We start from the raw sequence: 13,089 nt of genomic DNA, 5'->3' as shown, positions 1-13,089 counted from the left end.
CTCCTTAGTCAAAAATCTGGTAACGGTTCTTATTGATCAAGCCCTTGATCTGGTCGGCCACGCCACCGACCATGCCGGCAAGAATCAAAACGGACCCCAAGTACAATGAGTAGTTGACGGCAGCCGGGTACCACAACCCAACGATTAACGGGCCGACGCCCACTAGCAAAATCAGAAAGTTCGAGATAAACGTTAGCAAGTTAAAGTGGTGCATGATGACCGCTTCGGTCGCGTCACCGGCCGGAACCCCGATCAAGTAGTCGTCACTTTCCCGTAAGGTCTTAGCCTGGCGGGAAGGCTGTAAGTTGATGTAGCCAAAGGCGTAGTTCAATAAAATCAACACCAGCGCATAGACCAGGATGCCCTGGGGCGTGCGGTAGGAGAACCAGGTCACGATGGCGTGTTGCAGTGGCGTGGTTGGTCCGACCGTTTGGTTGACGAAGTAGCGCGGCAACATGAACAGCGAACTGGAGAACATGAATGGCATCCCGGCTGAAGTCAGAACCTTGATTGGCAGGTAAGAATCCGAGTGTTCTTGGTCCAACATCGGTCGTTCGATGGGGAGGCGCAATTCAGCGGCGTTGGTGATGACACTCAGGACCAGGAAAATCGCCCCGATAATGATTGCGGCAGTCAGGGTCGTAGCCGTAATCTTGAGGGGCACGTCTTCTGTGTCGCCGAACCCGTTGATCAGGTTCCCGGGGATGCCCCGCACGATACCAGGGATGATCAACGCCACACTGCTTCCAATCCCGATGGCGGCGTTTAGGTTGGCCAGCCAAGCGACGAACATCGCGCCGGCGACCAGAATGATAATGGTGCTGATAAAGACAATGTTAATTTGGGTGCCTGGAAAGTAGAACGTGTCCAGTGACCCGCGCACCAGGTAAACTACCTGAAAGGATTGGGCGATGGCCAAGACCAACGTGATGCCGTATTTGCCCAGACTGACCTGGTGCGGGCTCAGGTGGCTAATGGCCTCGTCTCCCACGGCCTGAACTGCTTGCCAGATGATCATGGCACTCATGAACGGGCCCATGCCGACGGAGAACAGGGTCTGGTTGGAAAAATCACTCCCGGTCACGTTAGCGAATAAGCGTAAAAAGGTGACGTGACTGATAGCGTCCTGCGCCGTGCTCACATCGAGGTTGGGCAACGGGATGGTTTGGCCGGTGACAAAGACCGCCAAAATCAGGACAGTCCAGCCCAGGCTGGTTAAAAATTCACGATAGCGATGCACAGCAAGATCACCTTTCTAAGGATAGGTTACGTCAATCGTCCCGTCCGCTTTGAAGTTAAATTCCGATAAAAGAAGGTTCTGGACCGCCTGGTGAGCGAAGGCTCGCTTCATATTGGCGAAGGATCGCCGTCCGTCTTTTAAGTATTCCAAAAGCGGGTCATGTTGGGCAGTACTTCGGTTGGTCGCAATCTGGCGCAACTGTTGCAACATATCGACTTGGTCAATCCAGGCGTTGTCCAGCGATTTCAACAGGCACATGCGTTCAAAGTAGACTTGTTGGTCCTCATTAATATTCTTAAATTTTTTCTGCAATTGGTCAACCATTAACCGTCGTAAAAATTTAGCGGTTTGCTGTGATTGGGGAGTCCACTGCTGGTCAATGACGTCGGCGATTACCAGTTGGTTATCGATGGTATTGAGCACGTAATCAGCCAAGACGTTGCGAGTCGGTTCGGGGTGGTCGCGCAAGAAGGCGTTAGTGGCTATCTTAAAGACGCTGGTTAACAAGGGCGTCAAATCGGGTTGCGTCATGATGGTCTGCCGGGTGGCATAGATGGTATCACGTTGGACCCGCATGATCTCGGCGTATTGTAAGGTCTGGTTTCGGGACTGGCGGTCTTCCCGTTCGGCATTGTGTTGTGCCTGGGTAATCAGGTGCTTGAAGCGGTGCCGAGTTATCCAAGACGGGTGGGCCGGTGCTTCATTTTTAGCCAACTGACGACGGTATTTCCGCAGCCACTTAGGACCGTGCTCCAGCAAGATCGAATCTTCAATGGAGACCAAGAAAATGGTTTCGCCCGGAGCACCTTGGCGGCCAGACCGGCCACGCAATTGGTTATCGACCCGGGCACTGTTCATTCGCTCGGTCCCCACGACCAGGAGGCCCCCGAGTTCTTTGACGCCAGGGCCCAGGGAAATATCGGTCCCCCGGCCGGCCATAGAAGTGGCGACCGTGACGGCACCGAGTTGGCCGGCCTCCTTGACGATGAGGGCTTCCTTAGCGGCACTGCGCGCGTTTAAGAGGTTATGGGGAATCTCGTCGCGAAGTAGAATCCGGGAGAAAAGATTCGACAACGAGACGGAACCGGTTTCAATCAAGACCGGGCGACCCTTGTCGTGGGCCTGCTTGACTAGGGCCACGGCATGTTCGAGCTTAGTATCGGTGGTCATGAAGAGCTGGTCGGGCCGGTCGATGCGTTGCGAGGGTTTATTGGTCGGTACGGGGATGACCGAAAGGCGGTACGTCTCTTGGAGTTCCGCGGCGTCGGTCATCGCGGTGCCGGTCATGCCACTGAGATGGCTGAACATCCGAAAGAGGTTTTGAAAGGTGATGGACGCCATGGTCCGGGTCTGTGTGGAAACCGGGACTTGTTCCTTGGCTTCCAAGGCCTGGTGGAGGCCAGCTTCCAGTTTCATACCGGCTAGTTTTCGGCCATTCGACAGGTCCAAAAGTGAGATGCCGTCGTCATCGACCACGTAATCGCGGTCGCGCGTTAGCGTCTGGTGGGCCTTTAAGGCAAGGACGAGGTGCCGGTACAAGGTCCGGTGTTTTTCGGTCAAGAGCCCCGTGAGCCCCAGATATTCCGACATGTGGGTGATTCCCGCTGGGGTGAACCAGACCTTCTTATGGTCGCTACTGCGTTCAAAATCCACGTCTAGTTTGAGTAAGCGAATGACCTGATCGGCGATGCCAAAGAGGTTTGAGCGTACCCGTGGTGCCCCTGAGATGATCAATGGCATTTGTGCCGAATCCAACAACACCGCGTCAATCTCATCCAGCAACGCAAAATGGAACCCCTGTAAGAAGCGGTCCTGCGTGGTGCCGGCCAGATTGTCCATCAGATAATCGAACCCCAGGGTGGAGTTGGTGGTGTAAACGATGTCGGCTTTGTAGATGCGCTGGAGATCCCGGTCGTGGGGGTCGCCGCCAGTTGGTGGCACTCCCGCCACGGCGGTGAGTCCCAACCAACGGTAGACCTTGCCCATCTTTTTGGCGTCCCGGTAAGCTAAGTATTCGTTGGCCGTGACCAGAAAGTTGCCACTCCCGGTCAGACCGTTTAAGTACATGGGTAAAGTGGCGGTCAGTGTCTTGCCTTCCCCGGTCTTCATTTCGGCGACGTTGCCGTCCTGCATGACCAATGCCCCGATGACCTGCACGTCGAACGGGAAAAGGCCTAGGACACGACGGTCGGCTTCTCTCGCGACGGCGAAGGCAGGGATTTTAAGTGTATTTAACGATTGGCCCGCCGCTAGCTGCTGGCGAAAATGTGCCGTCTGAGCTTTGAGCTGGTCATCACTCATCGCACGGTATTTAGGTGCTAGGGCGGTGACCGCTTTCATTTGGCGAAAATAGCGTTGGGGCGTGTGTTCTGATTTGAGTGCCATATTGACCATTTCTTTCCATCAAAGTTGACCCGATTCATTGCTTTCCACACGTTAAGGTGGTTATAATTATAGCATGATGAGTAGTTCAAAAAAAGATATGTTAACACACGATATTTCTTCTCGAATGAAGCAGGAGAAGCGTTATGTGAAGGTACCAGCCCGGGAAAATGAAACCGGTGGCAAAGCACTCAACATAACGATTTCGGTCGCAATTGCCATTATTGTTTTGGCGGGGATCCTGTACCCGTTGGTAAGTCTATTTTAAGAGGGCGAATGGTTTCAAGGTGCGACTTATGGGGGACCCTGTGAACCATCGAGAAGAGAACGAATAAACTGTCAAAAGACTGGGTTGAATTGGGGCGTTTGTAAAATGAATAAATGGATAACGGATATTGTTCAGGGCCGAACTTTTGACGCGACTCGGCAGGCCAAAGAAGATATCGCGAAGATTGCGGCGCAAATGGGGTATCACATCGCCAACATCTTTCGCTACAATGATAGTGGCGAATCTGACGAGGCGGTGACCTCGAGAATCGATGGTATCACGGCTGCTGTGGCCCGCGGAGACATGCTGGTGTACCAATACCCTTCCTTGAATAGTGGTCGGTTTGATAACTTTTTTGTGGACCAGATGCACCGACGGGGGATTAAATTCGTCTGTTTGATTCACGACGTGGCCACACTCAGAGACCAACAGAAACCTACGTGGATCGACGAACTGGGGTACTTCAACCGTTGTGACGTGTTGATCGTCCACAACCGGCGCATGGCGGACCGGTTGAAGGAACTGGGTGTCACCACCCCGATGGTCATGCAGTATCTGCTGGATTATCTGGACGACAGCCACGATGACGACCGATACGTGTCCACCCCGGAGACCTTTAAGCGCGGCGTGGTCTTGGCTGGGAATCTGTTGAAGTCCCGCTATGTGGCACAATGGGCACAACAGACACCCATCACGGTCTTTGGCGTCAGTGATGACCAGTTGGACCAACAGTTAGCCGCCAATCCGAAGATCGACTTTCGGGGGCAACGCTGGCGCTGGGATTTGGCCCAGGAACTGCCACGTACCTTTGGTTTAGCCTGGGACAGTGACACCGAGACTTATAAATATAATGATTACACCCGTTACAATCACCCGCATAAGGTCGCGATGTATCTGGCCCACGGTTTACCAGTCATCATTTGGCGGCAAGCCGCCGTGGCTGATATTATCGTGCAAAACGGGCTGGGATTAGCTATTGATAGTTTGGACCAGATAGATAATGCTATAAATAGTATATCTGATGATAATTTAGCCCAGATGTTGGAGCGGGTCAACGCATTTGGTCAGCTGATTCGGGACGGGTGGTTCACGCGCCAAGGGCTCCAGGCGGCTGAAATGAAGTTGATTGCACCGGACTTTCAAATCCCAACTGACCTGCAATAGAATGGGTTGCCCTGCTACATTTATTATAGTCTGAAATACTTACAATGAAAGAACCGGCATGACTGCTGCATTGATAAAAAGGAGATTGGGCGGATGTCCAATCTCCTTTTTGGTACCACCGGTAAGGAAAACGGCAGTTGGGGAAGTGACCGAAGCAACGTCGCAAGGCGAAGCCATTTAGACAACTAAGAATTGTTTGATTTAATTTGACGTTTAAAAGCAAATTAATTGACGACATCGGCGCTAACCGCTTATACTGTTTTCTATAAAACGTAGTAGTATCAAGGGATTGAATGAAATAATTAGCACTCTAAAAATCAAGTGCTAATTATTTGCATTTCTGACCAATACTGACTATTATAGAAAATGTAAAGAGAAACAAAGCTAATTGAAAGGGGTTATTGATAATGACCAATGAAATGATGAACCGGAACGATGACTTATTCAATCCAATGAATTTCTTTAACGAAGTGGGTAACTTGGGCCGTGACTTATTCAGTGGTGAATCGACCCCAATGAAGACCGACGTTGTGGAACACGATAAGAATTACGTGGTCACGGCAGAATTGCCAGGCTTCAAGAAAGAGGATATCCACGTCGATTACCGTGACGATACGTTGCGGATCACGGGTAAGTCCGAAGTTAACGCCGATACGAAGGACAACGATGGCCGCATCTTACGGCAAGAACGCTCCCAGCAAAACGTTTCGCGTGCTTTCTACCTGCCAAACGTTGACTTAAAGCAAGTCGCTGCCAAGTATGATGATGGTATCTTGACGTTGACCTTACCAAAGGAAACCGAAAAGAATGACAGCCATAAGATCAGCATCGACTAAGCTGACTGACCTAAAAGCTGATTAAAAAGAGTGTGACGTCTTAGCCCGTGCAGGGTCGGGACGCCACACTCTTTTTTTACAATGGTGGAAATTTTTCGGACTTTAATATTGTTTACCGGTCTCGTAGACGATTTCAGGTTCGTTGCCGGTCCGCTGGTTCTGGTTGAGTAGGTCGATCATCGACATCTCATCGGCGGTCAACTCGAAATCGAAGACCGCTGCGTTTTCGGCGATACGGGCGGGGTGTTGCGATTTCGGGATTGGAAGTAACCCGTGTTGCAGTTCCCAGCGTAACGTCACCTGGGCCGGGGACTTCTGGTGGTGGGCCCCAATTTTCTGAAGCATCGGATTGGCCAGTACGGTATGATGCCCCAACGGACTCCAGGCTTCGGTCAGAATATGGTGGTCGGTATCGTAATCGAGCAAAGCCTGCTGGTTGAGATAAGGATGGTACTCGACTTGATTGACCACCGGCATCTCGTGGGCCTGCGTTGCCAGGAGTTCGAGGTGGGCGACAGTGTAGTTGGAAACCCCAATCGAGCGAACCTTCCCGTCAGCCTTCAACTTTTCGAGTGCCCGCCAGGTCTCAAAGAAGTGCACCCGGACCGGCCAGTGAATCAACAGCAGGTCAAGGTAGTCGGTCTGCAGGCGTTTTAGCGACCCCTCGACGGCTTTTAACGTCTGGTCGTAACCCTGCACGACCTCGGCGACCTTACTGGTGAGCTGAAGGTCTGTTCGCGGTAAGGCTAGTTGCTTGAGGGTGGTGCCCAGTAGGTCTTCGTTACGGTACAGCATGGCCGTATCGAAGAGGCGGTAGCCGGCGTCAAAGGCTGCTTGGATGGTGGTGTCCATTGCGGCTTGGTCCTTGATGAGGTAGGTGCCAAAACCCAGTATGGGTAAGGTATTGCCGTCGGCGAGCGTGTGCGTTGCGGTGATGCTAGATAATGTCATGGATACGTTTCCTCCTTGGCGGAAAATCCCGTCATGATTAGTCTGGCTCGGGCCGAACGAAGCAGCGAGCCCCTAGACCTATCTTAGGGGATAAGGCTAGAAATGACAACGCTTACTAGATTCAGTGCCGCCGAAATTGGTCGTACAGGTTGACGCTGGATTCGATCAGCATTCCAGCAGTCATTAACCACATGGCGACCATACTTTGTTTGGCGAACATGACCCCTAACAAGACCAAGTACAAGATGAACAGGAGCAGTGATGTTGATTTATGTCCCATGAAAAATTCCCCCTTATAATTAGATAACTCACTTCTCATTTAACCACTCTGCTGGCTGACTGTTAACAGCTAGCGATTCCATTAAGATGTCAGAAAAGTTGAACGGATGACGGGTGAGGGTTGCGATAATCTTGTACAATAAGGGTAAAAGCGGTACCAATTTAAGGAGGTCGGGCCATGACGCAAGAACAATCGACATCGCTAACACGGGGATTAACGGCCGCTGAGGTGACCACCCGAGTCCAACAAGGCCTAAAAAATGACCCGGTGCCGCCACTAACGCGTAGTGTGCGGCAAATCTTTCAAGACAACCTATTAACCTTATTCAATTTAATTAATCTCGTGCTGGCCGGCTTAGTTTTATTGACCGGTAGCTATAAAAACTTACTGTTCATCGGAGTCGTTGTGGTGAATACGGGGATTGGAATCTTTCAGGAAATTCGCTCCAAACACCAGATCGATCATCTAGCGTTACTTTCGGAAGGGCGCATTCGGGTCCGCCGGGACGGCAAAACCACACCACGCCGCCAGGAAGAGATCGTCCAAGATGACCTACTGGAACTGGGGCGGGGCGACCAACTCCCCGTTGATGGGGTGATTCGTGAAACCACGGGGCTGGAAGTCGACGAATCCCAAATCACGGGGGAGTCAACGCCCATCGTGAAGCAAACCGGTGACACCATGGCTTCAGGGAGCGTCCTGTTGGGCGGCCGGGCTGTGGTCCAGGCCACCAAGGTTGGCCAGGCTAGTTTCGTCAAGCAAATGACCCATTCCGTCCAGCAACAACCCCGGACGGCCAGCCTGTTGCTGAATAACATTAATCGTATTATTAAAGTGCTGACCATTACCATCATTCCGTTGGGCATCATTTTGTTTAGCGCTTCGCTCATCAAGGGCGAAGCAATCAACCGGGCTATCTTGGGGACGGTTGCGGCCGTTGGTGGCATGATTCCCCAGGGGCTGGTCCTGTTGACGTCGGTGGCACTGGCGGTAGGGGCCTTGACCCTGGGTCGGCGTAACGTCTTAGTCCGAGAACTGCCAGCTATCGAAGCGTTGGCCCGTGCCGACGTTTTGTGCTTGGATAAGACGGGGACAATCACGAGTGGCAAATTAAAGCTCGACCGGGTGGTGCCGCTGGGCACAACGTCCATGGTGACGGCACAGGCCCTGTTGGCTCAAATCGTGGCGGCGACCGGTGACGATAACGAGACGGCGCAGGCGATTCAAGAGGCCCTGGGCAACCCGGACGTGACGGCCAGTGACGTCCTGCCATTTTCGTCGGGGCGTAAGTGGAGTGGCGCTCGGCTGGCTACTGGACGGGCCTACGTCATGGGCGCTCCGGAGTTCATTTTTGAAACGGTCCCGGTGGCCGTACAAAGTCAAATCCAAACGGCGGCGCAACAGGGTTACCGGGTCTTAGTCCTGGCCCAAGTGGACCAATTGACCACGCCGCACCCGACAAGCCCCACCGCCTTAGCGTTGTTGTTGATTACCGATGAACTGCGCCCGCACGCGGCGGACACCTTTGACTTCTTTGCCACCCAGGACGTGGCCTTGAAGGTCATCTCGGGCGACAATCCCGTGACCGTGGCCAGCATCGCTGAACGTGCAGGCATCAAGGGCGCCCAGCAACTGGTCGATATGAGCCAGGTGGGCGAACAACCGGATTACGCCCAGCTAGTGGCTGACTATAACGTGTTCGGCCGAGTTACCCCCCAGCAAAAAGAAGGACTGATCAAAGCTTATCAAGCCGCCGGGCACACGGTGGCCATGACCGGTGACGGGGTCAACGACCTGTTGGCCCTACGTCAAGCCGATTGCAGTATCGCCATGGCTTCTGGAAGTGAGGCCACCAAGAGTCTGGCCGACTTCGTACTGGTCAACTCGAACTTCGATGCGATGATCAACGTTTTGAATGAAGGTCGGCGAGTCATCAATAACATCGAGCGAGTGGCGTCGCTATTTCTGATCAAGACCATGTATTCGGTGGTGCTGACCGTGATCTTCATTTTTATGACGCGCAGCTACCCCTTCGAACCGATTCAGTTGACCCCGATTTCATCGCTGATGGTGGGGATTCCGACCTTCTTTTTGGCCCTGCAACCCAACTATGCGCGGATTGCCGACCGGTTCATGAAACAAGTCATGGAGATTGCCGCACCGGCTGCGACCTGCGTCGTGGGCTACATCGTGGTCATCATGGTTTTAGGGACGCAATTTCACCTCGACTTTGCGACCACTTCGACTTTGAGTGTCCTGATGACGGGACTAGTCAGTCTGAACGCCTTACTGATGGTGGCTCGACCACTCAACCGTCTCAAAGTCGTACTGATTCTGGTCATGGCCACGTTATTTGCTTTCATTTTTCTGTTCTTGGGCAAATTATTCTCATTGGTCGATCTGTTCAATTGGGAACTGGCCCTGATTTACCTCCCGTTGGTCGTCAGCGTTCAACCCGTGTTCCTACTGGTTCAAGCCGTCCTGGGTAAACGGATTCTAAGTCGTATCAACTGGCGTTAGGTAAAAATAGCGGGGCTAAGCTTTATCTAGTCATCATGACTAGGTTATATGTTATAATTAAGACAAAATCCAGAAGGGCAGGGAACGACGATGGCAGATTTTAATCAATATACCCGGTGGGAAACGCAGATGCACGGGGTGCAACTTCCCCGATGGGATGACCTCCCCAAATTCGACCTGTACATGGACCAAGTCACAGCGCTGGTCAACGAGGTGCTGGGGCCGTTAGGCGTGGATACGGTGACGCCGGCCATGATTAACAATTACGTGAAACATAAGGTCATCTTGGCACCAGTGAAGAAGAAGTACCAGACCATGCAGCTGACGGATATTTTAATGATTAGTCTGCTCAAACCAATGTTCCAAACGGACACGGTTCGTTCGGGCATCGACCAGATTACGGCGGGCGACTACCCTAAGCAAGCCTATGATAACTTTATCGGCCAGTTGGAAGACCGGCTCCACCACTTAGGTGAAGACCAAGTCCAACCGGCGGCCAAGAACTTAAACGAAAAGCTGATGCAGGTCGCCGTAGATGCGGTGGTCTCCCGGCTACAATCTGCGAAGTTATTGACCATGATCAAACGGCCGATTCGTAAGGTGGAAAAAACCAAATAAATGTGACGTACGAAACGGTTTCCAGATGACGGGAACCGTTTTAATTTGGCGAGAAAAAGTTGCAGGAAGTGGCTCGCTAGGAAACGGGGAATAACGATAACGGCCGTTTAAATGTAACCGGTTTCGTGATAAGGTAAAGGTGTGACTAGAGACCAGGTGAGGCTGTCCTCATCGGCTGAGTAAAGGAGCTGTTTGTAATGGATGCAACTAAAGAAGTTAGTTATACCGATTTAATGTTGAAGCGCCAATCTGTCCGGAAATTCAAGCCGGACGTGGAAATCTCCCGGGACGAAATCATGACGATGCTGAAGGAAGCCACCACGGCACCATCGGCTTGCAACCTGCAATCTTGGCACTTCGTGGTCTGCAACGATAAGGCGGGCAAGCAAAAGGCCCACGACCTGGTTATGCCATTCAATTACCCGCAAACCGATACCTGCTCGGCCATTATCTTCGTCTTAGGTGACACCCAGTCTCACGAAAAGTATCGGGCAGTTTGGAACAAGATGTGTGACGAAGGCCGGATCACGCCGGAGAAACGTGACGAGATTTTCCAGACCTTCCTCCCGCTCTATGAACATGCGGACCGTGACTTCTTGGTCAAGGACAGCATGATCGACGCCAGCATGGTAGCCATGCAATTGTTACTGGCGGCTCGGGCACACGGTTATGGGGCGAATCCGTTAGCGGGTTACGCAGCGGACAAAGTCGTTTCGACCTTTGGCCTCGATAAAGACCGTTACGTCCCGGTCATGGCCATTGCCATCGGGGAACCCGACGAGACACCAATCAAGTCGATTCGCTACAATGTCGATGAATTGACGGATTTCGCTTAACCTAACCAAAATTGAAGAAAGCAAAAAACGGTGAACTTACGTTGCGACGTGAGGACACCGTTTTTAGTTTCTACTGAAATCTTTGATAGGATAAATGAGGTCGTAAGACGACCATGCCAGTGGTTGCGATGGGACTCGAAACTACTGCGTTTGGGTTTCCAAGTCAAGTTCGTTCATGAACGCCAGTAACAAATTGGCGTAGCTCGGATTATCCGAATTTCGCTTGATTTCGGCCTGCATCGTATGCAGATTGTCGGTGATGATGCCGTTGACGCCTAAGAACATCATCTGGTCGAGCTGGGTCACCCGGTCGATATCCCAGGCGTAAACCCGTTGGTGATGCTGGGCAGCTTGTTCGACGAAGTTGTCGTTGAGGGTCGTGGCTTCGACGGTATAACCACTCGCATCGGTATACGGGAACGTCAAATTATAGGGCAACACGTAACTGACGAAGAGCTTCGGTTGGTCGTGACGGAGCGCAGTCATGATGCGGTAGCTGAGGGTGTGGACCTGGTCGTGGTGGGCCAAAAGGTCGTTACCAAATTGGCGTAAAAAGCGCTGGGCAACGTCGGGCGTGGTGGCTGAGTTGGTCTTGATCTCGACTAATAATTTTTGGTGGTGGGCGTTAGCGGCCTTGAGGTAGGCGGCAAAGCTGGGGACCTTAGCCTGATAGCCGTTTTCGGTCACCGTGATTTTAGTTAACTGGTTGAGGGTCAAGCGGCCCACCTTTTTATTGAGTCCCGCGAGTTGTTTCAAGTTAGTGTCGTGTAGCACCACGAATTGGTGGTCCTTGGTTTCTTGAATGTCCATTTCGACGTAGTCGGGGTGTTCACGGCTGGTTTTGATCAACGCCGGAATCGTGTTTTGGACGCCGTTGCCGTTATCGACGCCCCGGTGAGAAATGGTGATGGGGCGGCTGGTAGCCAGACCGTTCAAATAGACCAGGTTGAAAGTCACTAGTGATGCGGCAATCACGACTAGTCCAGCCAGTAGGAATAAACGAGTGCGAAGTTTAGTGTGCGCTGGTTCGTGGAAGTTCAATAACATCGTGGGTGTCGGCTCGTGGTCGGCATGACTACTCAAGCTGACCATGACCAAGGCTAACAAGATCCGACTAAGGTAGTGCCAAAAGTCGTGGTGGGTAATGCGCCAACTTTCGCGGATGGCGGCGTGACTGTGGTAGTGGTCCAACATCATTAAGGGCAAGACCGCAATCAAGCGAATCCCTAGGTAGATGGCACCGGCATAAAAGAAGACCAAAACGATTGCCCACAGAGGGTTATCTAATAAGTAGCTGGTGATGAAAGCCGGAAGCTTGGCTTTGTTTAGCAGTGGGGTGGAAAAAAGGATACTGCCAAAGGGGAGAATCACGATGAAATACCCCATGAAGAACAAAAAAGTGCTCGGGGAGGCCCCCTTCAAGCTGGTGACCGTAGCCCGTAGTAACTGGCCCGTGGTGCGGGGCCGACCGCGGCGGATATTACGAATCCCCAACAGTAAAAAGGCAAACTGCCAATAGACCAGCAGCATGATAGCCAGTAAGATGGCCAGTAGCCCGATGACCGCTACTGGATGGTCGAGTACGATATTGCCGAGGTTGGTATACGACACGTAGGGGACTTGCTGCCAACGAAGCAACGCGGCCGTTAACCACCCGAAAATGGGGATGGCACAGTAGCTGATCGCAACATTAGTGAGAAACACCAGGGAGACGTAACTTCCCCAGTGGTGTCGAAAGTGGCGGGTGCTCCGCCGCCAAAACGTCCAGGCTTGACCCATAGTTCTTACCCCCTTAATAGTCTTAATGTACCACAATTTACCCAAACGGGTGGTCTAGCGACGCTTTCAGTCGGAAGTAGGCTGGTTTGGAAAACTTGAAAATTATCAATAATGTGATTCAATTCACACCGCTCAAACGGAAAAATAATTTGGCAGATCTAGCACTGCTTTTGTATCCGCTTCCAATGACGTGGTTATTGAATCCCATGAACTTG

Annotated in this window: 11 protein-coding genes; 6 read left to right on the top strand and 5 right to left on the bottom strand. The window is 52.1% G+C overall.

Going from position 1 to position 13,089, the window contains the following annotated elements; translation table 11 throughout:
- Nucleotides 1-4: 4 nt before the first annotated feature.
- Both H3M12_RS02260 and secA2 read right to left on the bottom strand, forming a co-directional pair.
- The gene (locus H3M12_RS02260; protein ID WP_129032623.1) at nucleotides 5-1,240 is read right to left on the bottom strand and encodes a preprotein translocase subunit SecY; all 1,236 of its coding nucleotides are present in this window, start codon (nucleotides 1,238-1,240) and stop codon (nucleotides 5-7) included.
- 15 nt (nucleotides 1,241-1,255) lie between these two features.
- Nucleotides 1,256-3,625 (bottom strand): accessory Sec system translocase SecA2, encoded by a 2,370-nt coding sequence (secA2, locus tag H3M12_RS02255; RefSeq protein ID WP_182150870.1) that lies wholly within the window; start codon nucleotides 3,623-3,625, stop codon nucleotides 1,256-1,258.
- 73 nt (nucleotides 3,626-3,698) lie between these two features.
- On the opposite strand from secA2, the gene asp4 reads away from it, so the two are divergent.
- The 3 genes from asp4 (at nucleotide 3,699) to H3M12_RS02240 (ending at nucleotide 5,890) form a co-directional block, all read left to right on the top strand.
- Nucleotides 3,699-3,890, top strand: a complete 192-nt coding sequence (gene asp4, locus H3M12_RS02250) for an accessory Sec system protein Asp4 (RefSeq protein WP_233449210.1) — start codon at nucleotides 3,699-3,701, stop codon at nucleotides 3,888-3,890.
- A gap of 105 nt (nucleotides 3,891-3,995) precedes the next feature.
- Entirely contained in the window at nucleotides 3,996-5,054 is a 1,059-nt protein-coding gene (locus H3M12_RS02245) for a sugar transferase (protein WP_129032625.1), read from the top strand.
- A 407-nt stretch (nucleotides 5,055-5,461) separates the two neighbouring features.
- Nucleotides 5,462-5,890, top strand: a complete 429-nt coding sequence (locus H3M12_RS02240) for an Hsp20/alpha crystallin family protein (protein WP_129032626.1) — start codon at nucleotides 5,462-5,464, stop codon at nucleotides 5,888-5,890.
- A gap of 102 nt (nucleotides 5,891-5,992) precedes the next feature.
- Here H3M12_RS02240 and H3M12_RS02235 read toward each other — a convergent pair whose 3' ends face one another.
- Entirely contained in the window at nucleotides 5,993-6,841 is an 849-nt protein-coding gene (locus H3M12_RS02235; protein WP_129032627.1) for an aldo/keto reductase, read from the bottom strand.
- Between the two features lie 121 nt (nucleotides 6,842-6,962).
- Nucleotides 6,963-7,121, bottom strand: a complete 159-nt coding sequence (locus H3M12_RS02230; RefSeq protein ID WP_170954978.1) for a hypothetical protein — start codon at nucleotides 7,119-7,121, stop codon at nucleotides 6,963-6,965.
- A gap of 177 nt (nucleotides 7,122-7,298) precedes the next feature.
- On the opposite strand from H3M12_RS02230, the gene H3M12_RS02225 reads away from it, so the two are divergent.
- The 3 genes from H3M12_RS02225 to H3M12_RS02215 all read left to right on the top strand — a co-directional run bounded on the left by H3M12_RS02225 (nucleotide 7,299) and on the right by H3M12_RS02215 (nucleotide 11,095).
- Complete coding sequence (locus H3M12_RS02225) at nucleotides 7,299-9,641, top strand: cation-translocating P-type ATPase (RefSeq protein ID WP_129032628.1); 2,343 nt, start codon at nucleotides 7,299-7,301, stop codon at nucleotides 9,639-9,641.
- Between the two features lie 90 nt (nucleotides 9,642-9,731).
- Nucleotides 9,732-10,259, top strand: coding sequence for a DUF1836 domain-containing protein (locus H3M12_RS02220; RefSeq protein WP_129032629.1), 528 nt, complete (start codon nucleotides 9,732-9,734; stop codon nucleotides 10,257-10,259).
- Between the two features lie 197 nt (nucleotides 10,260-10,456).
- Nucleotides 10,457-11,095, top strand: a complete 639-nt coding sequence (locus H3M12_RS02215) for a nitroreductase family protein (RefSeq protein WP_129032630.1) — start codon at nucleotides 10,457-10,459, stop codon at nucleotides 11,093-11,095.
- Nucleotides 11,096-11,236: 141 nt separating this feature from the next.
- On the opposite strand, the gene H3M12_RS02210 is transcribed toward H3M12_RS02215, so the two are convergent.
- Nucleotides 11,237-12,874, bottom strand: a complete 1,638-nt coding sequence (locus tag H3M12_RS02210) for a glycerophosphoryl diester phosphodiesterase membrane domain-containing protein (RefSeq protein WP_129032631.1) — start codon at nucleotides 12,872-12,874, stop codon at nucleotides 11,237-11,239.
- Nucleotides 12,875-13,089: the final 215 nt, after the last annotated feature.

The organism is Levilactobacillus suantsaii (assembly GCF_014069315.1).
Taxonomy (GTDB): domain Bacteria; phylum Bacillota; class Bacilli; order Lactobacillales; family Lactobacillaceae; genus Levilactobacillus; species Levilactobacillus suantsaii.
Note: the sequence above shows the minus strand (reverse complement) of the source record. Positions and strands in the feature narration are given on the sequence as shown.